The following is a 21,351-nucleotide window of genomic DNA, read 5'->3' on the forward strand; positions in this document are numbered from 1 at the left end:
CCCCGTGCAATATCGGATGGAAGTGAATCGGAGTCAGGCGCGCTCGCGCGTGAGTGCGCCGGGACAGCGACCGCACGCCCGGCGGGCGAGTCACGACGCCTTCGCGTAGACGTTCTCGGTCCGGGTCGTCCCGTCGAGTTGGGTCTCGGCCTCGCCCACCTTCTCGAAGCCGCGCTCCTCGTAGAAGTCGTTACCCATCTCGTTGTCGGCCAACACCATCGCCTGCATTCGCTCGGCCCCCATCTCGGCGAGTCGGTCTTCCATCGCGTCCAACAGCGCGGACCCGATGCCCTCGTGCCAGCGGTCGGGGTGGACGTAGAGGCGCAACACGTCGCCTTCGCCATTATCGGTCGCGCCGTGTGCGAACCCGACGATTGCCTCGTCGCCGCTCCGGTCGTCCACCGCGACGAGACAGACCTGTTCGTCGTCGCCGACGATTCGGGTCATCGTCTCGTCGGCGTACCACTCCGCGACGGCCTCCTCGATGATAGATTCCGGTACCACGTCGGCGTACGCTTTCAGCCACGATTCGCGGGCGACCGACCGGACGGTGGGTACGTCGTTGAAACTCGCGTCTCGGATTTCCATGACTCATGTTAGCGTGCGACGAGGATAGCCGTAGCGGTCGGATTCTGCTCTGCAACTCCCTGAACGATGAGAGAAAAGTGAAACGGGGAAGCCAGCGCGCTCAGTCGTCGCCCGAAGCCGCCGAACGGCCGGAACTCACGCCGATTCCACCGGAATGCTTTTGTTTCAGACGGCCTATCTGTACCGACATGGCCGCCGATTCAGGGAGCGATGCGGACGAGCAGGACGGAATCGACCGCCGCGACCCGGAACTCGCAAACGGTGACTCCGTGAGCGAACGCCTCGACGAAATCGAGTTCGAGGAGAGCGAGGGGCACTCCGTCGCCGAGATGCGTGAGAAGCTCGATGCCGATAGCTGATTTAGTCTAAATAGCTAATTTTATCCCCCGTTGCGGCCGTTAGCTTCTCCACATGCACAACGTCGGGACGGTGGAGATACACGACTGCGTGAGCGACGACCTCGCACAGTTCGACCCACCCGAACAGGAGCGAATTCTCGGCGACCACGACAGAGGGATTCAAAAGGTGGAGAGGAAAGTCGAGGAGTGGGGTGCCGACTTTCGGAACTACGTCACGCCCCTCACGGTCGCTACCGACGAAACCGTCTACCGGCAACAAATCGGAAAAAGCGATTACCGGGCGTACTACGTCAGACGAGAGGATACGCTCTGGTGTATCGGCGTCGGCAAGCGCGACACCACCTACGAGAGAGACCTCGATAGTATCGTGAATCGCGCAGAAAGACTGTAATCGAAGCCGTTTCAGTCGTCGCCCGACGCCGCCGCGCCGCCCGAACTCACGCCGGTTCCGGGACCGATGTCGATGCCGAGTTCGTCCAGTTTCTCGTCGGGGACTACGCCGTCCTCCCAGCCGCGGACCTCGTAGTACTCGTCTTTGAGTTGGTCGAGTTCCACGAGTTGGCCCTCCGAGCCGCCCTGTCCGGGGATGGCCTTGGGGTCGCCCTCCACGAACCGGGCGGGTAGGTCGTCGTCGCTCCCGTCGAAGCCGACGAGGTTGTTGTAGTAGCGTTCGAGGTTGTAGATGCGCTCGCCCGCCTCCATCAGTTCCTCCTCGGAGAAGTCCAGTCCCGTCATGCCGTTGAACTGGAGGACGTACTCCTCGATGCCCTCCGCGAAGGCGTTGAACTTGCAGATGTCGAACGAGTCGCTGATGGCGTGGAGGTCTTGGAACGTCGCGCAGAGTTCGCCCTTCCCCTCGGGTTCGCTCGGGTCCACCTTGGTCGGGATGCCCAGAATCTCGGCCGAGGGCGTGTACCCCCGGAGGTGGCAGGCCCCGCGGTTCGAGGTGGCGTAGCCGATGGCCATCCCCTTCATCGCCCGCGGGTCGTAGGCCGCCATCGTCTGGCCCTTCACGTCGAGGCTCATGTCGGGGTCGCCGAACTCGGCGGCCGCCCTGCCCGCGCCCTCCGCGAGCGAGTCCGCGAGGTCGTCCTCGCGGTGGGCGATGCGCTCTATCATCTCTATCATCGTGTCGGCGTCGCCCCAGTCGAGGCCCTCCTCGATGTGGCCCTCCTCGGTCGCCTCCATCGCCATCGCCATCGTGTTGCCCACGTCGATGGTGTCCACGCCCATGTCGTTGCACCGGTCTATCATCATCGCGACCTTGTCGCGGTCGTCGCTCATCGAGTTGGGACCGAGCGCCCACGCCGACTCGTACTCGTAGGACTCCATCCGGATGTTGTGGTCCTCGCCCTTGTGGTGAACGTCAACCTCGACCTCCTTCTTACACGCGACCGGACAGGAGTGGCAGGTCGGTTCGTCCACGAGGATGTTCTCGCGGACGTTCTCGCCGGAGACGTTCTCGGCGTCGATGTTGGGTTCCGAGGGGTCTTCTTCCGCCTCGCTACTGGTCGAGGTGTTCTTCGCGTTGCGGGTGGGGAGACCGTCCATCTCCTCGGTCAGGTTCATCAGGACGTTGGTGCCGTACATCGAGAGACCGCCCTCGTTGGGCGCGGTCACGTCGGACTCCTGAATCACCTGCATCGCCTGCTTGTGGCCCTCTTGGAACGTCTCGGGGTCGGCGGGCTTGGGCATCTTTGTCGAGGACTTGACGACGACGGCCTTGAGGTTCTTCGACCCCATCACCGCGCCGGTGCCGCCCCGACCCGAGGCGCGGTCGTCCTCGTTCATGATGCAGGCGTACCGGACCTGATTCTCGCCGCCGGGACCGATGGCCATCACCGAGAGGTTCTTGCCGACCTCGCCGTCCACCTCGTCGCCGAGTTCGTCTATCGTGTCGTGGACGCCCCAACCCCAGAGGTGGGAGGCATCGCGGAGTTCGACCTCGCCGTCCTCCACGACGGCGTAGACGGGGTCCTCGGCCTCGCCATCGAACAGCAGGCCGTCGAATCCGGCCCACTTGAGGCGCGCACCGGACCACCCGCCGTGGTGGGAGTCGGTCACGGTGTTCGTGAGCGGCGACTTCGTGACGACCGCGATGCGCCCGCTCATCACGGTCTGAGTTCCGGTGAGCGGCCCGTTCATGAACGCGAGCAGGTTGTCCGGGCCGAGGGGGTCCACGTCCGGCCCTTGGTCGAAGACGTACTTCACCCCCAAGCCGCGCGCGCCGATGTACTTCCGAGCGTCCTCGTCGTCGATGGGCTCGTAGGCTACCTCCTCGTCGCTCAGGTCGATGCGGGCGACGTTGTCTTGGAATCCGCCGAGGTCAGTCATAGTAACGTTGTACACTTGTATTAGGGCGGTAACGTGTTAGTGGTTGCCGTACGGGCGTAACCGATTGTGGTTACGTCGAACTCCGCACCGAGGAGCCCCACCTCCAGCGTCGCCGACCGTCGCTTTTTAGCGCCGGACGCGCCAACGCTCGGTCAATGAAGACGAGCGCAGTTCGGCCGCCGACGTGGCTCCGCTGGCTCGCCGTCGCGGTCGCGGCCGGTGGCATCTTCTTCGCCTCCGTGTTGGACCCGCCCTCCTCGGGCGTCCCGCCGGTGGGTCCGCTCGGGCTCCTCGGGTTCGACAAGTGGCTCCACGCGCTGGCCTACGCGGGCCTCGCGGGGGCGCTCGCCACCGCGCTCGCGCCCAGCCACGGTCCCGCGGCCAGTCGCAGTCCTGCGGTCACGGCCGCGCTCGCGGGCCTGCTGGCGGTCGGCTACGGCGTCGGCATCGAGTTCGTGCAGGCCCCGCTTCCCGAACGCTCCTTCTCGGTGCTTGACATGGCGGCCAACGCGACCGGTGCGGTGGTCGCGGTTCTGGGATGGCGGTTACTGGTCGGCTTCGTCGCCGGGTCTCGGAGTCCCAGCGAGTCGTCGGAAGTAGAGTCGTGATACGAGTCGGCAGTAGCTAGTTTCTCTAATTTTTCAGCCAGTATGCGCTAGCTCCTGCCGACAAAAAGGAGTCAACTGCACCGCTCCGCACAGCACCGCGCCTCGTCCTCCCCAACCTCCTGCGTTGTCTGCGAACTGCGTTCGCAGACTACTCGTCCCTCGCGCGATTGGCGGACCACGAGGGTCCGCCAGCACGCGCCAAATGACCGTCATACCAGCAGTCGCGGGAGAACCGAGGAGAAACGGGGTGAGTCGGACCCGAAGCCGATTTACGCGCCCGAACGCTACCAACGCCCAATGAGCAAGCCGACGCCCGACGTGTACGAGCAGGGTAGGGGGATGGACGCCCACAACAAGGTGATGCGCGAGATTCGCGCGGAGAAGGACAAGACGTACGACCCCCACGAGCCGACGCGAGTCTGGATAGACGAGGACCGCACGCCCGGCGGCGTCTACCAGAGTCTCACCATCATCCTCAACACCGGCGGATGTCGGTGGGCGCGCGCTGGCGGCTGTACGATGTGTGGCTACGTGGCCGAGTCGGTCGAGGGCGGGTCGGTGGCCCACGAGGCGCTGATGGACCAGATTCAGGTCTGTCTCGACCACGAACAGGAGCAAATCGAGGCGGGCGAGGCCGACGGCGAGTCGGGACTTATCAAAATCTACACCTCCGGGTCGTTCTTGGACGAGCGCGAGGTCGGCGCGGAGACTCGGCAGGCCATCGCCGAGACGTTCGCGGACCGCGAGCGCATCGTGGTCGAGAGCCTGCCCGACTTCGTGTCACAGGAGAAAATCGAGGACTTCACCGAGCAGGGCCTCGATACGGACGTGGCCATCGGGCTGGAAACCGCGACCGACCGCGTGCGCCACGACTGCGTGAACAAGTACTTCGACTTCGAGGACTACATCGAGGCGAGCGACGAGGCCGAGGCCGCCGGAGCAGGAATCAAGGCCTACCTCCTGATGAAGCCGCCGTTCCTCTCCGAATCGGAGGCCATCGAGGACATGAAGTCCTCGGTGCGCAGGTGCGCCGAGTACGCCCACACGGTCTCGATGAACCCGACCAACGTCCAGCGGTACACGATGGTAGACCAGTTGTACTTCCGGGACGGCTACCGCCCGCCGTGGCTCTGGTCGGTCGCCGAGGTGCTGGAATCGACCGCGGACGCCGACGCCATCGTGGTCTCGGACCCGGTGGGCCACGGGTCGGACCGCGGCCCGCACAACTGCGGTGAGTGCGACGACCGCGTGCAGAAAGCTATCAAGGACTTCGACCTGCGCCAAGACCCGAGCGTCTTCGAAGAGGTCTCGTGCGAGTGCGAGGCGACGTGGGAGGCCGTCGTGGAGCGCGAGAAGAGCTTCAGCCTGCCGCTCGCGCGGTAAGGGTCGTCACGCCTCCGTCGTCGTTCTCTCTGTCCCCGTTCTTCGACTGGTAGACTATCGGTCGTATTCTCTCGGCTCTCCACCGCGGCGCGTGCGGGCGGACCCTCGTGGTCCGCCCAGCGTGCGAGGTCTGCGCGAACGGATGTGAGCGCACGGCTCGGGAGACGCGGTTCGTCTCCCGGTGGATGAGGACCGCAGGCCTCGGCCGAGGACCGCAATCGGTTGGGGAGGCGTGAGGCCGTCGCGGTCGCGGTGCCGTGCGGTTTCGGTAGCGGTGACTCCATCGCTCAAGCCTGAAGCTAGCTTCTCGCCGTTGTCGTCAGTTGGTCGGTTCCCACCGTCACTCTCGGGTGGTCGATTCTACCACAACCCACCACCACAGCCCTTCTCGGTCGTGACGCTCGCCACGTCGAATTTCTCGTCTCGAATCACCACGTCGGTCGCCGTGGCGTTGCAGTCGAACCACGACTTCGGGTACTCGACGGTCTCCGAGCGGTCGCCGACTCGGACGCGAATCGCGTAGTCGCGCTCCTCGCGCAGGTCGATAGCGAGGTTCGCCTCGGCCGCGAGGTCGTAGGTCTCCCGAAACCACGGCTTTGCGTCGGCGCTCCCGCCGATTTCGATTGCGACCGACCGACTCTCGCCGGTCTCGTTCCAGACCCAGATCTGCTCGTCCCGGTCCTCGCCGTCGCCGACGACCAACGTCGCGTGGGTCGAATCGGCGTAGAGGGTCGAGTTCGCAGGCTGAAGTCGGGGTGGGGATAGCCCGGTCTCCTCGCGGACCTCGGGTGGACCGCCGACCAGCGGCACCGAGGAGAGACACCCCGACGAGGCTACCCCTAACCCGACGAGCGCGAGCGCCGACCCGCCGCCAGCGAGGAGGTCCCGGCGCGTCGCCATCACTCACCTCCGGCGGTGGTCGTGCAGGCCGCCGCCGTCGAAATCGTGCCGGACTCGATGGTCTCGGGCCGGACCCGCACGTCGGTCGCGGTGGCGTTGCACCGGAACCGGTCCGGGCCGACGGTGACGGTCTCGTCGCGGTCGCCGACGCGGACCGCCACCTCGTACGTGCGCGGCTCGTAGAACACGACCGCGAGGGGCGCTCCGGCCGGGAACTCGGTCTCGACGCGGTGGAGTTCGGTATCGTCGGTCGCGACCGTGACCGCGACGGTCGCCGGTTCGCCGGTCAGGTTCCAGACCCAGACCGCGGGCGTCTCGTAGAAGTTACCGGGCGAGTCGGGACGGTCGCCGACCACCACGCCGCGGAACGGTTCGTAGGTCTCGGACTCGATGGTCGGCAACCGGGGCACGCCGCGCTCGGCGACCGCGGACGGGGCGGCCTCCTCGGCGGTCGGCAGTGGGGCGGTCGTCTCCGCGGGCGGTCCGCTGGTCTCCTCGGTCGGCCGCTCGCTGGTCGTCTCGCCCGGCGGCCCGGTAGTCGTCTCGCTCTGCGACGAGGAGTCGGTGTCGGCCGTCGTTCCGCCGGGCGCATCGACGCCGGAGCCGAGACAGCCAGCGACGCCGAGGAGCGTCCCGCTGGCGACGGTTCCCAAGAGCGCGCGTCTGGAGGGCATGGCCGGGAGGTGGTCGGCGGCCGACAAGTGTCTTCTGCCGCGGGTGAGTTCGAAAGACGCATTTTCGTTTCTTATGGAATTGTTTTTGTTGCTTTTAGGAGCCTCTATCCACGTCTACACCTCGTCGTACACGTCCGTTCGCTCCGGGCCGTCGGTACCGACCGAACGGCCGACGTGCCCGTCGAGCGGCCGGAGCGTCCGCACTACCGAACCCCCGGAGAAAATATATCCTACCCGAATATAATCGGTGAATCGACCCACCGGTAGGCGCGTCGAAACGAACGAAACTGCCAGCAGGCGGGAGGTAACGGTTCGTTCAATCACCGTTGCGAGCGCCTAAGCCGACCCTACCCGCCGGATACCGGCCGGATAACAAAGTCCTCGCTCGCCATCTGTCGTCGTGGGGGTGGCACACTGGGGCGGCGTCCGGCGACCGGGGAGTTCGTCGGACCGCCGTCCGGTGTGTCGGACACATGTCCGAGGGATGGGGCGACTACGAAACTATCTTCTGTTCGAACGGCTGGATAGAGATTCGGAACAGCGACGAGACCGACGACCAGTGGATAGCCAGCGACACGCCGGTCTCTATCGAACGATGACGGTCGGCAACGGTTCGCTGGCGGTCGGCGCGAGTCCGATACCGGGGGTGTCGGGCGCGTCGGCCCTCGCCGGAGACCCGCTGGCGGTCGCCGCCGGGCCTGTCTCGGCGTGGTCGGTCGCGGTCGTCGTCGGTTGGCTCGTCGTCGTGCTACTCGTCTGGTCGCTGTTCTACGCCTACGGTCGCGCCAATCGCCGAACCTCTCGGCCCTGAGCGGTCGCTCGGCCCGAAACGACGCTCGGCCCGAAGCTACGCCTCGAAGCCGCGCAGGATGCCCTGCCCGTCGGTCCCGCCGATGTCGGGCAACGAGATGCGCTCGGGGTGGGGCATCAACACCGCTACGGATTCGTTCTCACCGAGGACGCCAGCGACGTTCTCCTTCGAGCCGTTGGGGTTGGCCTCGTCGGTGACCGCGCCCTCCTCGTCGCAGTAACGGAAGAGGACGCGATTCTCGTCGTTCAGTTTCGCCAGATGCTCGTCGGTCACTTCGAAGCGGCCCTCGCCGTGGGCGATGGGCAACTCGATTACCTCGCCCTCGTCGTAGTTCGCGGTCCACGGCGTGTCGGCGTTCTCGACGCGGACGTGGACGCGCTCGCACTGGAACCGCGAGGAGGCGTTGGTCGTGAACGCGCCGGGCGTGAGCCGAGACTCCGAGCCGATTTGGGCACCGTTGCAGACGCCGAGGAGGGGCACGCCGTCGGCGGCCGCCTCTCGAATCTCGGCCATGATGGGGCTGTTGGCCGCGATAGCCCCGGCTCGGAGGTAGTCGCCGTAGGAGAACCCGCCGGGGAGCATGATGCCCGAGGGGTCTTCGGGCAGGCCCTCCTCGTGCCAGACGAGTTCGGCGTCGATGCCGAGGTGCGAGAGTGCGCGCCGGGCGTCCCGGTCGCAGTTGCTCCCGCCGAACTGAATTATGGCTACGGTCATCGCTCCTCGACTTCGACCTCGTAGTCGTGGATGGTCGGGTTCGCCAGCAGGCGCTCGGCCATCTCGTCGGCGCGCTCGGCGGCCGAGTCGGCGGACTCCGCGTCTACGTCCACCTCGAACTGGTCGGCCGACCGCAGGTGGTCCAACTCGAAGCCGAGTCGTTCCAGCGCCCGCTTGGTCGTCTCTGCCTCGGGGTCGAGGACGCCCTCCTTCAGGCGGACCGTCACCGTGGCGGTGTAGGCAGTCATCGGTTCGAGATGGTCGTTCATGCTCAAAAGCCCTTTCGGAATCCGAGTTCGTTTCACAAACGTGCATATCTCCGGGAATGTTGCGCCGAAGCGTCCCCTTTTAGTGTCGAGTCCCGTCGATACCTGCATCTATGTCCCCCGAGCAGGTGGTCCGATGACCCGGAGCGAACTGACCGAAATCACCGTCGTCGGCGACGACGACACCGGACTGGTCGCCCGCGTTACGACCTTGCTGTTCGAGCGCGGAATCAACATCGAGGACTTGGACCAAGCGGTCCGCGACGACCTCTTCCGGATGACGATGCACGTCGATGCCACCGGGATGGCGGGGACTCGCGAGGAGCTTCGCGCGGACCTCGACGAACTCGGCGACGACCTCGGGGTGGACGTGCGCGTCCGATTCCCCGACGACCGCGAGACCAAGCGCATCGCGGTGCTGGTCACGAAAGAGAGCCACTGTCTCGAACAGCTCTGCGAGGCCGAAGACGAGTTGGACGCCGAAATCTCGGTCGTCATCGGGAACCACCCGGACCTCCAACCGGTCGCCACCGAGTACGGCATCCCGTTCCACGACATCGGCGACGAGCAGGGCAACGCCGACGAGGACGAACTCCTCGACCTGCTCGGGGAGTACGACACCGACCTCGTGGTGCTGGCCCGCTACATGCGCATCCTCGGGCCGAACGTGGTCTTCCGCTACGAGGGCCGCATCGTCAACGTTCACCCGAGTCTCCTCCCCGCGTTCCCCGGCGCGAAGGCCTACCGGCAGGCCAAGGAGGCGGGCGTCCGACTGGCGGGCGTGACCGCCCACTACGTCACGACCGACTTGGACCAAGGTCCCATCGTGGCTCAGCGCGCGTTCAACGTGCCCGACGGCGCGAGCGTCGAGACGCTGAAAGAGCGGGGGCAACCCCTCGAAGCCGACGTTCTCCTCGAAGCGGTTCGGCTCCACCTCAACGACGACGTGAGCGTCCACCGGGGTCGGACCGAACTCCGGGACGACGCCGCGGAGGTAGCGACGGCGGAGAACGAAGCGGACGGCGAGCGCGACGCCGACGCCTACCAACTCGGGATGCCCGCCGAACTCGACCGGGCGACCCCCGACGAACCGACCGACGAGCGACCGGTCGCGCCACCCCGGTCCGACGACTGACCGAGACCTGACTCGGCGTTTCTTTCCGGTTCCGTCCTTCGATTCTCCGGCCGGTAACGCGACGATGCGCGCGCTTAGTCGGTGGATAACAAAGACGGTTCGTCGTCAACTCCGAGTCGATGCGTTTTCGGGATGCCGTTAGGGTGTTGTTCGTCGGTATCGTCGTCGCCTCCTCGTTCGTGGTCGCCTCCGGCTACATGTCCGCGGAAGCCTCGTCGTCGTCCGCGGACGGGCGACCGACGTTCGACGCGGCCCCGCGCGACGGAATCACCGTGGTCGCCACCGACTCGAACACGTGGATGGGGAAGGCCGGAGACGGGCCGCGAGCGCGCGCCGAACTCGTCGCGTTCGCGCCCGACGGGAGCGTGATGTACTACAACGACACGCACACCCGGTACTGGGACGTGGACCCGGTGAAAGGCACGGAGACGACAGTCGAGTACGTCGCCGCCGACCACCTCAACGCCTCGGAGTGTCACGCGACCGAACCGTGTACGCGGAACGTGGTCGAGCGCGTCAACCTCACCACGGGCGAGGTGACGCGCCTCTACGGGCGAATTACGCCGGGCAAGCACTCGACGCGGTGGCACGACGCGGACCGAGTGGACGAGGACAGCATCGCTATCGCCGACATCGCGCAGGACCGCGTGTACGTCGTCAACACGACCAGCGGCCTGATAGAGTGGGAGTGGGACGCCCAGAGCGACTACTCGACTGCCAGCGGAGGTCCGTATCCCGAGGACTGGACCCACCTCAACGACGTGGAAGTCCTCGCGGACGGCACCATCATGGCCAGCCTGCGCAATCAGGACCAAGTGGTCTTCTTGGACCGCGAGACCGGTCTCGTCGAGAACCGTACACTCGGCGAGGACGGCGCACACGACATCATCTACGAACAGCACAATCCCGACTACATCAACTCCTCGAACGGCGGCCCGGCGGTCCTCGTCGGCGACTCGGAGAACAACCGCGTCGTGGAGTACCAGCGCGAGGAGGGCGAGTGGGTCCGCTCGTGGACGTGGCAGGACGCCCGGATGCAGTGGCCCCGCGACGCCGACCGCATGCCAAACGGCCACACGCTCATCACCGACTCGAACGGCAACCGCGTCTTCGAAATCAACGAGGAGGGCGAGGTCGTCTGGAGCGTGGACGTGGCGTTCCCCTACGAGTCCGAGCGCCTGAACACCGGCGACGAGAGTTCGGGCGGTCCCTCCGCGGCGGAGGCGAACCTCGGGGAGGCGTCCGGCGGCGGTGACGGAAACGGCGAGGGAAGTGCGGGCGAGTCCGGCGGGCAGGTCGTGGCCGACCGCGAGGAGACCGGTCTCCTCGACAGGGCGTGGGCGGTCGTTCGGGGTCTCCTGCCCGGCCGGACCGCGAACGGACTGATGTACGTCACGCCGGTCTGGATGGGCGGCCCGGAGGTGCTGGCGCTCGGGGCAATCGTGCTGACTCTGCTGGTGTGGCTGGTCTGCGAGGCCTACTGGTCGTCGTGGAGCGCGTCGGTCCACAAACCGGTGTCGCTCTCGCGGCGAAAGTAGTCGATGAATTTCCGGACTGAGTTTTCGTTTTTGATTCTCGGCGTGCGCGAGCAACGCGCGCGAGGGACGAGGACCGCAACGGAGTCTGCGTGAGCGGACGCGAACGCAGGCACGGAAGTCGCAGCCCGCGCAGCGAAGCGAGCAGGAACGTCTTCCGGTGTGAGGACCGCAGGAGGCTGGGGAGGACGAGGTGGCGGTGCTGTGCGGTTTTGCGGTGACTCCTTGGAGTCGGCAGTAGCTAGCGTGTACCTGATTGAGGTTGTAACGGAGCTAGCTACTGCCGACTCCTATCATACCGCACTGCATCCGCACCGCCACCTCGTCCTCCCCAACCGACTGCGTTGCTCGTTTCACTGCGCTACTCGTCCCTCGCACGGTTGGCGCGACACGAGGTCGCGCCAGCGCGCGCCGGGAAGAAATTCACGCAATCGCGCTGGAGTAGAACAGAACTGTTCAGAGATTCCGGACGACGGCAACCGCGTCCTCTAGCGCCGGAGCGTCGAACAGTTCGCGGCCGACGTAGGCGTTGGTCCCCGCGGCGTAGAGGTCCCGCGCGGCCGCGACGACCTCGCCGTCCAGCGGTTCGGGCGACGCCTCGCAGAGCGATTTCCAGTCGGCCACGTTCCGTGCCTTCGCCTCCTGTTTGGCCGCCTCGACAGCCTCGACCCACTCGGGTTGGGTGCGCTTGTGGTACTGGCGGACGAACTCCTTGCTGACTTGCTGGCCGTGGAAGGTGAAGCGGTTCTCGTCGAAGGTGCCCACCACGTCGGCGACCCGGACCTCGCCGTCGAAGTAGCAACACTCGATTTTGCCGTCCTCGTGGACCAGTTCGGCCTCGGCGGCCCGCTCGGTCACGACGCGGTTGACCTCGCGGGCGACCGATTCGAGTTCCTCGATGTCGGCCAGTCCCGCGATGCGGTCGGCCTCCCGCCGGGTGAGATAGCGGTCGCCCTCCTCGTACTTCGTGGAGAACTCCACGATTGGCTCCTCCAACTGGACGACGCCCTCGGGCCACTCCTCGAAGTCGAGGCCGTGGTCGGCGGGGTCGGTGCGCCGCCGGAGGCTCGACCCCACGGGGACGCTGTTCCGGAAGACGACTTCGAGCGGAATCAGGTAGTTGTCGCCCGCCTCGTCGTGGTAGGCGTCGTAGTCGTAGTCCCGGCCCTCGTGGGGCAGGTCGGGGACTTGGGTCAACTCGATGGCCATCTCCGTCGGCGGAGCGTCGGCCTCGGCGAGGGGGACGACCTCGCCGGTGTCGGAGTCGTCTCGCGGCTCCGCCGCTCGACTGTCCGAGGCGCGACGCGCCTCGCTATTTACGACTCCTCGGTAGTGGGTCGGGACGCCTTCGTCTTCCAGCAACTCGAAGTTGAACGCGCCCATCGCGCAGAGACTCGCGCCCTTGTCCGGAATCTCGTCGGGCATCTTCCCCCAGTCGAACACCGAGTAGTCGTCGGTGAAGACGAACGACCCGCGCCCGAGCGTCGTCGCGGTCGGTTCGCGCTCGACGCGGAACTCCTTGACGCTGGTCACCGTAACCACCTCGCGCTCGACGCTCGACTCGCGGTCCCTGAATCGCTCGCCCCTGTCTCGCCGTCCCCGTCGCTGTCCGTCATGTGCGAGGGGTGGCCGCGACCGGACTAAGGCGTTTCCATTCCCGTGCGTACTTTCCGACACTTCGACGCCGGAATTGTGCATCTTCGCGCATTGGTTCGTCGGGTACGTCGTCGCCGGTCGCGGGCCGTCGCTCCTTCGACGGCGAGACGACGTTCGGACGCCGAGACCAACCGCTCTGCCGTAACCCGTCAGTTTTTACCACTCGCAACCCTCGTAGCGCGTGATGGTAGACGCGGCCCGGACGAACGTTCCGCGAGGAGAGTTCGACTTCCAGTACGTGCCCGAGACCGACCAGTCGTTCGAGAACGCACTGGCGAAGGCCAGCGACGGCGAGCGCCTGACGGTCGCCGACGGCATCGAACTCATGACCACCGGTACCGACCGGGAGGGCATCGACCTCGCGCGCAAAGAGGAGGTACTGGAGGCGGCCGACCGACGCCGGGCCGAGGAGGTCGGCGACGAGGTCACGTTCGTCGCCAACCTGAACAACAACGTCACGACCGCGTGCAACACCGGCTGTCTGTTCTGCAACTTCAAGAACACCGCCCAGAACTTCGAGGAGAACGCCGACGAGGAACACGGCGGGTTCACCAAGACGCCCGCCGAGTCGCGCGAAATCGTGGAGCTGGCCCGCGAAACCGGCATCTACGAGGTCACGTCGGTCAGCGGATTGCACCCCGGTCTCGCGCTGGACGACGAACATCTCGAACGCCTCGAATCGAGCGACAGGGGCGACCTGAACTACAAGTCCCCCGAGGCGTACGAGACCGACCCCGGCACCTACGTCGAGCAGATGGAGGCGATGAACGTCGAGGGAATCCACCTCCACTCGATGACGCCCGAGGAGGCCTACCACGCCAGACGAGGCACCGACTGGTCGTACGAAGAAGTGTACCGCCGCCTCAAGGACGCCGGACTCGACAGCGTGCCGGGCACCGCGGCCGAGATTCTGGTGGACGAGGTGCGGTCGGTCATCTGCCCCGGCAAAATCGGGAGCGACGAGTGGGTCGAGGCGATGGAGGCCGCCGCGGCGGTCGGTCTCGACACGACCGCGACCATAATGTACGGTCACGTCGAGAACGAGGCCCATCGCGTGATGCACCTGAAACGCATCCGAGACCTACAGGACCGGACCGACAACATCACCGAGTTCGTGCCATTGTCGTTCGTCCACCCGAACACGCCCCTCGCCGAGCGCGGGATTATCGACTCGGGCGCGACGACCCACGAGGACGAACTGATGATAGCGGTCTCCAGACTCTTCCTCGACAACATCGAGAACATCCAGTCGTCGTGGGTCAAGTACGGCGACGAGCAGGGACTCAAGATGCTCTCCTGCGGCGCGAACGACTTCATGGGCACGATTCTCTCGGAAGAAATCACGAAGCGCGCGGGCGGCGAGTTCGGCGAGGCCCGGTCGTTCGCGGAGTACGTCGAGATGATAACCGCCGTCGGTCGGACGCCCGTGGAGCGTTCGACCGACTACCGCCAGCGGCGGGAGATAGACCCCGAGGACCCGCCGTTCGGTCCGGAGTTGGGTCCGGCCGCCGACGGGACGCCGCTGGTGTCGGACGACGACCGCCCCACTACGACCGAGACGGTCGCGGACGACTGAGGGGAACGAGAGCGTGACGGCAACGAGACCGACGCGAGGAGTCCGACCATGATGAACACGACTCACGCCGCGATGGGGGTCACGCTGGCGGCCCCGCTCGCGGTCGTCGCGCCCGAGTTCGCGCCCGCGGCCGCGCTGGCCGGACTCGCCGGGGGCGTCTTCCCGGACCTCGACCTGCTGTCGGGCCAGCACCGCCGGACGCTCCACTTTCCGGTGTACTACGGCGTCGCCGGACTCGCGGCGGGCGGCGTCGCGCTCGTCGCTCCGACGACGTGGACGATTGCGGTGGCGTTCTTCCTGCTGTCGGCCGCGCTCCACTGCGTGACCGACGCGGCGGGCGGCGGCCTCGAACTCCGGCCGTGGGAGGCCACCGACGACCGGGGCGTCTACGTCCACCCCGCGGGTCGGTGGACGCCGCCGCGGCGCTGGATTCGCTACGACGGCGCGCCCGAGGACCTCCTGTTGGCGGGACTCCTCTCGTTGCCGGGCCTGTTAGTCTTCGACGGCACGATTCGCGCGCTGACGGTCCTCGGCCTCGCGGTGTCGGTCGTGTACGTCGCGGTCAGGAAACGTCTGCCGGACGTTGAGACCCGATTCCTGCGATGAAAATCCGCCGACAGTTCGGGCGAAACGAACGGCGGCTACTTCATCACATTTATGACATCAGGTGGGATTGGACGACACACATGGACACCGCTATCAGGGTGTTGGTCGTAGACGACAGCAACTTCTACGCGCAACTCGTCGCCGACACCCTCGCGACGGACTACGACATGGAGACGCTGACGGGCAACGACGCCCGCGAGGGACTCGACCTCCTCGAAACGTCGGAAGTCGATTGCGTGGTGACGGACTACCAGATGCCGGAACTCGACGGCATCGAGTTTCTGGAGGCGGCCCGCGAGCGCGGCTTCGAGCAACCGTTCATCCTCCTGACCGGGACCGGGAGCGAGACGGTGGCCAGCGAGGCGGTCGCGGCGGGCGTCACCCACTACTTCCAGAAGGACGAGGGCGACCAGCAGTTCGAGAAACTGGCGAACCAGATAGACAACGCCGTCGAGCAACGCCGGACCGAGAGGAAGTACGAGTTGCTGGTGGACAACTCCCCGGACCTCATCGCGCAGGTGAACGCCGACGGGGAGTTCGTCATGACCAACGAGGCGATGGCCGACTCCTTCGACGCGACGCCGGGCGCGCTGACCGGCACGTCGCTGTTCGACCTGATGCCCGAGGAGATAGCGGCCGAACGCCTCGAAGTCGGTCGGGAGGTCATCGAGACCGGCGAGACCCGACGGTTCGAGGACGGCTACGACGGCCAGTACTTCCACAACGTCTTCGTCCCGGTGGACCTGCCCGGCGAGCGCGAGACGTTTCAGGTCATCGCTCGGGACATCACCGACCGCAAGGAGACCGAGATAGAGCTGAAAGAGACCGTCGAGAAGTTAGAGGAGTCCAACGCCCAGTTGGAGCAGTTCGCCTACGTCGCTTCTCACGACCTACAGGAACCCCTTCGGATGGTGTCGAGCTACATGCAACTGCTCGAACGCCAGTACGCCGACGAGTTAGACGACGACGCGCAGGAGTTCATCGAGTACGCCGTGGACGGAGCCGACCGGATGAAACAGATGATAAACGACCTCCTCCAGTACTCGCGGGTGGACACCCGAGGAGGCGACTTCGAGGAGACCGACTTCGAGGCGGTCTTCGAGCAGGCCCGCGACAACCTCCAAGTCGCCATCGCCGAGAGCGACGCCGAGATAACCCGCGACTCGCTTCCGACCGTGGTCTGTGACGAGAGCCAGATGGTGATGTTGCTCCAGAACTTCGTGAGCAACGCCATCAAGTACTGCGACGAGGGGTCGCCCCGCGTCCACGTCAGCGCCGAGCGCGACGGCGACGAGTACGTCTTCGGGGTCAGCGACAACGGTATCGGGATTCCCGAGGACCAACTCGACGAGGTGTTCCGCATCTTCGGGCGACTCCACGGCAAAGACGAGTACTCGGGCACCGGCATCGGACTGGCGATGTGCCAGAAGATAGTGGACCGCCACGAGGGCGACGTGTGGGTCGAGTCCGAAGTCGGTGAGGGTTCGACCTTCTACTTCTCGCTCCCCGCGGGAGGTGTCGCGGATGACTGAGGGTTTCGCGGGCGAGCCGATAGAGATTCTGCTGGTCGAGGACAACCCCGGCGACGTGCGACTGACCGAGGAGGCGCTGGAACGCGGCGACGTGCTGAACAACCTCCACGTCGTCGGCGACGGGGTGGAGGCGATGAAGTTCCTCGAATGCGAGGGTGAGTACGCCGACACCCCGCAACCGGACCTCGTGTTGCTGGACCTCAATCTGCCCCGGAAGGACGGCACGGAGGTGCTGAAGGAGATAGACGAGGACCGGGAACTCCGGCGCATCCCGGTGGTCGTGCTGACCAGTTCCGAGGCCGAGGAGGACATCGCCCGGAGCTACGAACTCCACGCCAACGCCTACATCACCAAGCCCGTGGACATCGACCAGTTCATCGAGGTGGCACAGAACTTAGAGCAGTTCTGGCTGTCCATCGTCAAACTCCCGCCCAACGATGAGTGAGCAATCGCCCGACGGGACCGCCGAGACGGTCGGCGACCACGCCGACGACGAGGCGTCGAGCGACGCGCCCGACGAGACGACGATTCTCCTCGTGGAGGACAACGACGGCGACGCCCGCCTCATCGAGGAGATGATTCAGATGAAGAGCAACATGCTCGACGACAGCAGCAGTTTCCCCAACGTCTCGCTCGTCCGGGAGGACTGTCTCGAAGACGGACTGGACCGACTCGCCGCCGAGCCCATCGACATCGTTCTGCTTGACCTGATGCTCCCCGACAGCAGCGGCAAGGGGACCCTCGACGCGGTCCTCGACCAGACCCGCGAGGTGCCCATCGTCCTGCTGACCGGCCTCAACGACCGGGAGTTCGGGGTCGAAGCGGTCCAGCGCGGCGCGCAGGACTACCTCGTCAAGGGCGAGATAGACGGCGAACTCCTCGTCCGGACGATGCGCTACGCGATGGAGCGCAAGAAGAACGAGCGCGAACTCGCCCGGCGAAACGAGCAGTTGGCCATCCTGAACCAGATTCTCGAACACGACATCCGCAACGACATGAACGTCGTCTGCGGGACCGCCGAACTCCTGCGCGACAGGGTCGAGGAGGGCGACCACGCGACGCTCCTCGACCGGATGTTGGAGAACAGCGAACACGTCGTGGAACTCACCGAGACCGTCTCGACCCTGCTGGAGACCATCACCGGCGAGCAGGACCCCGACCTCGAACCGGTGGACGCGGGCCGGATGCTCGAATCCGAACTCCGGAAGGCCCGGACCTCTCACGAGGGCGCGACCTTCGCCGTGGACGGCGAGATTCCGAGCGTGTCGGTCCGGGCGAACAACATGCTCTCGTCGGTGTTCAGCAACCTGTTGAACAACGCGGTCCAGCACAACGACACCGACGACCCGCGAGTCGAGGTCGGCGTCGAGGTCGGCGACGAGCGCGTCGAGATTCGAATCGCGGACGACGGGCCGGGCATCGCGCCCGACCGCCGCGACGAAATCTTCGGCCGAGGAGAGCAGGGCATCGACAGTTCCGGCACCGGCATCGGTCTCTATCTGGTGGACACGCTGGTCGAGCAGTACGGCGGGTCGGTTCGCGTCGAGGACAACGACCCCCGCGGCGCGGTGTTCGTGGTCGAGTTGGTCGCGCTGTAGGCGGCGAGCGCGGTCGCACCGCAGTTTTCAGAGGAGATTTCGATACCGCTCGCCCGCCTCGTCGTCGGCCGCGATAGCGTCCCGAATCGTCCCGGAGACCCACTCGTCGCGTCTCACGTCGCGGTCTTCGCCACCCGACGCCGCCGGAAGGTAGCGCCGATACACCGGCAGTCGCTCGCGGAGGGGCACCCCGGCCTCGTCGGCGATGTCCTCTAACTCCCGCAGGGCGGGCCACTCGTACTCGGGATTGATGTGGTCGTCGGTCACGGGCGAGACGCCGCCCAAGTCGTCCACGCCGCAGTCCAGCAACTCGCGGGTCGGCGAGAGGTTGGGCGGGACCTGCACCGACACCTCGTCGGGGAGACAGTCGCGGGCCATCGCCACGACCCGGCGCATCGTCTCGACGGAGGGTTGCTCGTACGACGACCGCTCGTTCGGGACGACGTTCTGGACGATGACCTCTTGGACGTGGCCGTACCGCTCGTGCAACTCCCGGATTGCCAGCAGGCTCTCGGCCCGGTCGCGCCACTCCTCGCCGATTCCCACGAGGAGGCCGGTGGTGAACGGCACGCCCAACTCGCCCGCATTGCGGATGGTGTTGAGGCGCTGGCCGGGGTTCTTCACGCGCGGCCCGGCGTGGGCGTCCACGTCGGCGGTAGTTTCGAGCATCACGCCCATCGAGGCGTTCGCGTCCGCGACCGTCGCCATCTGCTCGCGGGTCTGGTCGCCGGGGTTGCTGTGGGGGAGCAGGCCCTCGTCCAGCGCGATTTCACAGACCTCTCGGAGGTACTCGTGGATGGAGTCGTGGCCCCAGTCGGCGAGTTGGGCGTGAATCCGGTCGTAGCGGTCGTCGGGGTCGTCCCCGAAGGTGAACAGGGCCTCCGTACACCCGGCGTCCGCGCCAGTTTGAACGATGTCCCGGACCTCCTCGGGCGATAGCAGGGAGGCCTCGCCCGGCGGGTCGAAGTAGGTGCAGTAGGTGCAGGTGTACCGACACGCGGTCGTGAGCGGGACGAAGACGTTCTTCGCGAAGGTGAGTTCGTCCGCCGCGTCCACGTCGTCGGGGGTGACTTCGAGGAGTCGCGCGACCTCCTCGTCGGAGATGGAGAGGTCGATGTCGTACTCGTCTGCGCCCGGAATCTCGGCACCAGCCATCCTCGGGAACTACGCTACCGCGAGGAAAAGGGTTTGGAAGTTCCGTCAGCGCGGTTCAAAGAAGCGTTCGCCGGAGCAGTCTGTCGAACGACCCGCCGTCAAGCAACGACGCCAGTTTCTGGGCCTGTGTTTCCGGGCCGTCTTCGTCCTTGTCGATGCCTGCGGCCGTTTCGAGGTCGTCGCGGAACGCGAGAATCGTGAAACCGGTTCGGGGGTCGTTACCACGTTCGTTTTCGAGCGTGACCTCCCGAGCAACCATCTCGCGGCACCGACCGAGACGTTCCGTCTCACCGATTCGAAGTCCCGCCCCTCGATGGCGCTGTCGGACGCGCTCTCGAATGTCGCTCACGAAGTCGCCGATTTCGGTCGTATCGAGGTCCACGAGAACGTACTTTTCGACCGGTTTCGTCGCCAAGTCGCGGATGACGACCGAGAATCCAGTCTTGAGGTTCGGTTTCCCGTTCTCAGACTTGACGAGGAGGTTGTGGTCGTTCCACCCACCCAAGAACGACCGTATCTTGTCGGACTCTTTGTGGGGAAGGTCGTCCCGCGAGACGTTTCCGATTACGAGGTCGTCAAGTCGTGGATTATCGTGATACTTATCGAAGAACTTACGCATGAAACGCACGTCGCGCTCACCCTCGCTGAAGACGATTTTCGACATCGGCGCTAAATCCCTCGCAGATCTAAATGAAGGTCTTTGAGTTGGTGTTCGGCCTCCTCGTAGGTCGAAACGTCCGCGCCGAAGTCGTCCATCTTGACGAGCGAGAACTCGTCTTCGAGGTAGTCGCGCTTCTCCTCGGGCATATCGGTGAAGAAGTCCCGGATGAAGTCGTGGTCGTGTGTAGTGATGAAAAATTGGATGTCTTCGTCGCGGGCGAGGTCGATGAGGAAGTGGACGAGTTCAGTGACGTAGCCGGGATGCATGTGAGTCTCCGGTTCCTCGATGAGGACGATTTCGTTCTCCACGTCGTCGTCCATGAGTTCCCAGAGAAGGCCGACGATAGACTTGAAACCGTCGCCCATGAAGTCGTACGGTACCTGCTCTTTCTCTCCATTTTCGTCTTCGAATATCAGGCTTTCGAGCGTGAACGTCTTGAGGTCGTCCACGATTCCTTTTTCTTTGACAAAATCGCCGATGTCGTCTATTTTAATCGGCTCTCGGTCGTCGCCTTTCCTTTCGATACCCTCTGCGAGGTTGATAGACTCGATAAAAGTCACCGAACCGCGATTCTCAGGGGAGACCAGGTGTAGTTTTCCAGTTTCGAGTCCAAGTTCTACGTCTTCAGAACCGAAGTCAAGATATCCAACAAGTGCTTCATTGCTGATTACGAGAATGGAGTCGAGTTCTTCTCGCTGGCCGAGATTTTTACGGACTTCTTCCCAAGCAGTCTTCAGTATGGCCTTGCTCTGGTCACCGCCGAGTAAATAAGGGAATTTGCTCCCAGAGATGGAAAGCACCAGTATCTCTTCTCGAAGTTCAGCGATAGATTCTTGAGTCAATTGCTTTTCTACGCTCCGCTGTACTATCTCGTCAATCTCGTCTTTAAGACCAGTTTCTTCGGCATCGTCGAACGGAGGACTGTTGAACTGTAAATTGTACTCTACTTTTTCCAAAACCACCTCTGAGAAATACTTTCTCGCCTCAGACGGGGACGGATGTTCGAGACTGATTTCGATATCTGACGCTCTTGTTTCAGCACCGAGGTTACCTGTTTCGTACCTGTTATTGATTACATGGCCCAGATTGTCCCCAAAATCGGTTATTCTCTTGGGAGTAAATAGCAAATCCACAGCCTCCAAAAACGAAGTCTTCCCCGTATTGTTCCGTCCAGTAATCAGATTGATGTCGGTAGGCTCGAATTCGACGTACTCCAACCCCTTGAACCCCTCAATCTCGACGTATTCGAGTTCCGTCATC

At 64.8% G+C, this 21,351-nt stretch carries 23 protein-coding genes; 13 read left to right on the forward strand and 10 right to left on the reverse strand.

Annotated features, from left to right (window positions below; translation table 11 throughout):
• Window positions 1–90: 90 nt before the first annotated feature.
• The gene (locus EPL00_RS14095; RefSeq protein ID WP_135853775.1) at window positions 91–588 is read right to left on the reverse strand and encodes a GNAT family N-acetyltransferase; all 498 of its coding nucleotides are present in this window, start codon (window positions 586–588) and stop codon (window positions 91–93) included.
• A 188-nt stretch (window positions 589–776) separates the two neighbouring features.
• Between EPL00_RS14095 and EPL00_RS14100 the strand changes: the two genes are divergently transcribed.
• On the forward strand, window positions 777–947 hold the full coding sequence (locus EPL00_RS14100; RefSeq protein ID WP_162224225.1) for a hypothetical protein: 171 nt from the start codon (window positions 777–779) through the stop codon (window positions 945–947).
• 88 nt (window positions 948–1,035) lie between these two features.
• Window positions 1,036–1,338, forward strand: a complete 303-nt coding sequence (locus tag EPL00_RS14105; RefSeq protein WP_162224226.1) for a type II toxin-antitoxin system RelE family toxin — start codon at window positions 1,036–1,038, stop codon at window positions 1,336–1,338.
• 11 nt (window positions 1,339–1,349) lie between these two features.
• Here EPL00_RS14105 and EPL00_RS14110 read toward each other — a convergent pair whose 3' ends face one another.
• Complete coding sequence (locus tag EPL00_RS14110) at window positions 1,350–3,281, reverse strand: aldehyde ferredoxin oxidoreductase family protein (RefSeq protein WP_135853773.1); 1,932 nt, start codon at window positions 3,279–3,281, stop codon at window positions 1,350–1,352.
• A 155-nt stretch (window positions 3,282–3,436) separates the two neighbouring features.
• On the opposite strand from EPL00_RS14110, the gene EPL00_RS14115 reads away from it, so the two are divergent.
• The gene (locus tag EPL00_RS14115) at window positions 3,437–3,889 is read left to right on the forward strand and encodes a VanZ family protein (protein WP_202932649.1); all 453 of its coding nucleotides are present in this window, start codon (window positions 3,437–3,439) and stop codon (window positions 3,887–3,889) included.
• Window positions 3,890–4,186: 297 nt separating this feature from the next.
• Entirely contained in the window at window positions 4,187–5,272 is a 1,086-nt protein-coding gene (locus tag EPL00_RS14120; RefSeq protein ID WP_135853772.1) for an archaeosine biosynthesis radical SAM protein RaSEA, read from the forward strand.
• Window positions 5,273–5,632: 360 nt separating this feature from the next.
• On the opposite strand, the gene EPL00_RS14125 is transcribed toward EPL00_RS14120, so the two are convergent.
• Window positions 5,633–6,172, reverse strand: coding sequence for a hypothetical protein (locus EPL00_RS14125; RefSeq protein WP_135853771.1), 540 nt, complete (start codon window positions 6,170–6,172; stop codon window positions 5,633–5,635).
• Complete coding sequence (locus tag EPL00_RS14130; RefSeq protein WP_135853770.1) at window positions 6,172–6,846, reverse strand: hypothetical protein; 675 nt, start codon at window positions 6,844–6,846, stop codon at window positions 6,172–6,174. The genes EPL00_RS14125 and EPL00_RS14130 overlap by 1 nt, the downstream gene beginning before the upstream one ends.
• 473 nt (window positions 6,847–7,319) lie before the next feature.
• Here EPL00_RS14130 and EPL00_RS24070 point away from each other — a divergent pair, with 473 nt between their 5' ends.
• The gene (locus EPL00_RS24070) at window positions 7,320–7,445 is read left to right on the forward strand and encodes a hypothetical protein (protein WP_255457533.1); all 126 of its coding nucleotides are present in this window, start codon (window positions 7,320–7,322) and stop codon (window positions 7,443–7,445) included.
• Complete coding sequence (locus EPL00_RS14135; RefSeq protein WP_135853769.1) at window positions 7,406–7,657, forward strand: hypothetical protein; 252 nt, start codon at window positions 7,406–7,408, stop codon at window positions 7,655–7,657. Before EPL00_RS24070 ends, EPL00_RS14135 begins: the two co-directional genes overlap by 40 nt.
• A gap of 36 nt (window positions 7,658–7,693) precedes the next feature.
• Here the strand turns inward: EPL00_RS14135 and purQ are convergent, their stop codons facing one another.
• A complete protein-coding gene (purQ, locus tag EPL00_RS14140) occupies window positions 7,694–8,371 on the reverse strand; it encodes a phosphoribosylformylglycinamidine synthase I (protein WP_135853768.1) in 678 nt (225 codons plus the stop codon).
• Window positions 8,368–8,619: a phosphoribosylformylglycinamidine synthase subunit PurS gene (gene purS, locus EPL00_RS14145; protein WP_135853767.1), complete on the reverse strand. Its 252-nt coding sequence runs from the start codon at window positions 8,617–8,619 to the stop codon at window positions 8,368–8,370. The genes purQ and purS overlap by 4 nt, the downstream gene beginning before the upstream one ends.
• 154 nt (window positions 8,620–8,773) lie before the next feature.
• Here purS and EPL00_RS14150 point away from each other — a divergent pair, with 154 nt between their 5' ends.
• Window positions 8,774–9,772 (forward strand): formyltetrahydrofolate deformylase, encoded by a 999-nt coding sequence (locus EPL00_RS14150; protein WP_135853766.1) that lies wholly within the window; start codon window positions 8,774–8,776, stop codon window positions 9,770–9,772.
• A 119-nt stretch (window positions 9,773–9,891) separates the two neighbouring features.
• Window positions 9,892–11,310, forward strand: coding sequence for an arylsulfotransferase family protein (locus EPL00_RS14155; protein WP_135853765.1), 1,419 nt, complete (start codon window positions 9,892–9,894; stop codon window positions 11,308–11,310).
• A 453-nt stretch (window positions 11,311–11,763) separates the two neighbouring features.
• Here the strand turns inward: EPL00_RS14155 and EPL00_RS14160 are convergent, their stop codons facing one another.
• The gene (locus EPL00_RS14160; RefSeq protein ID WP_135853764.1) at window positions 11,764–12,840 is read right to left on the reverse strand and encodes a phosphoribosylaminoimidazolesuccinocarboxamide synthase; all 1,077 of its coding nucleotides are present in this window, start codon (window positions 12,838–12,840) and stop codon (window positions 11,764–11,766) included.
• Between the two features lie 307 nt (window positions 12,841–13,147).
• Between EPL00_RS14160 and cofH the strand changes: the two genes are divergently transcribed.
• The 5 genes from cofH to EPL00_RS14185 all read left to right on the forward strand — a co-directional run bounded on the left by cofH (window position 13,148) and on the right by EPL00_RS14185 (window position 18,275).
• Window positions 13,148–14,539, forward strand: coding sequence for a 7,8-didemethyl-8-hydroxy-5-deazariboflavin synthase subunit CofH (cofH, locus tag EPL00_RS14165; RefSeq protein ID WP_135853763.1), 1,392 nt, complete (start codon window positions 13,148–13,150; stop codon window positions 14,537–14,539).
• Between the two features lie 48 nt (window positions 14,540–14,587).
• Complete coding sequence (locus EPL00_RS14170; protein ID WP_135853762.1) at window positions 14,588–15,145, forward strand: metal-dependent hydrolase; 558 nt, start codon at window positions 14,588–14,590, stop codon at window positions 15,143–15,145.
• A gap of 80 nt (window positions 15,146–15,225) precedes the next feature.
• Window positions 15,226–16,677, forward strand: a complete 1,452-nt coding sequence (locus EPL00_RS14175; protein ID WP_162224227.1) for a sensor histidine kinase — start codon at window positions 15,226–15,228, stop codon at window positions 16,675–16,677.
• Window positions 16,670–17,122, forward strand: a complete 453-nt coding sequence (locus tag EPL00_RS14180; RefSeq protein ID WP_135853760.1) for a response regulator — start codon at window positions 16,670–16,672, stop codon at window positions 17,120–17,122. Before EPL00_RS14175 ends, EPL00_RS14180 begins: the two co-directional genes overlap by 8 nt.
• The gene (locus EPL00_RS14185) at window positions 17,115–18,275 is read left to right on the forward strand and encodes a hybrid sensor histidine kinase/response regulator (protein ID WP_135853759.1); all 1,161 of its coding nucleotides are present in this window, start codon (window positions 17,115–17,117) and stop codon (window positions 18,273–18,275) included. Before EPL00_RS14180 ends, EPL00_RS14185 begins: the two co-directional genes overlap by 8 nt.
• Window positions 18,276–18,302: 27 nt before the next feature.
• Here the strand turns inward: EPL00_RS14185 and cofG are convergent, their stop codons facing one another.
• Genes cofG through EPL00_RS14200 form a run of 3 tightly spaced genes read right to left on the reverse strand, consistent with a single transcriptional unit; the run spans window position 18,303 to window position 21,350 of the window.
• A complete protein-coding gene (gene cofG / locus EPL00_RS14190; RefSeq protein ID WP_135853758.1) occupies window positions 18,303–19,430 on the reverse strand; it encodes a 7,8-didemethyl-8-hydroxy-5-deazariboflavin synthase subunit CofG in 1,128 nt (375 codons plus the stop codon).
• 55 nt (window positions 19,431–19,485) lie between these two features.
• Complete coding sequence (locus EPL00_RS14195; protein ID WP_135853757.1) at window positions 19,486–20,094, reverse strand: hypothetical protein; 609 nt, start codon at window positions 20,092–20,094, stop codon at window positions 19,486–19,488.
• Window positions 20,095–20,099: 5 nt separating this feature from the next.
• Complete coding sequence (locus tag EPL00_RS14200; protein WP_135853756.1) at window positions 20,100–21,350, reverse strand: ATP-binding protein; 1,251 nt, start codon at window positions 21,348–21,350, stop codon at window positions 20,100–20,102.
• Window position 21,351: the final 1 nt, after the last annotated feature.

Source organism: Halorussus salinus (assembly GCF_004765815.2).
In the GTDB taxonomy this organism is placed as follows: domain Archaea; phylum Halobacteriota; class Halobacteria; order Halobacteriales; family Haladaptataceae; genus Halorussus; species Halorussus salinus.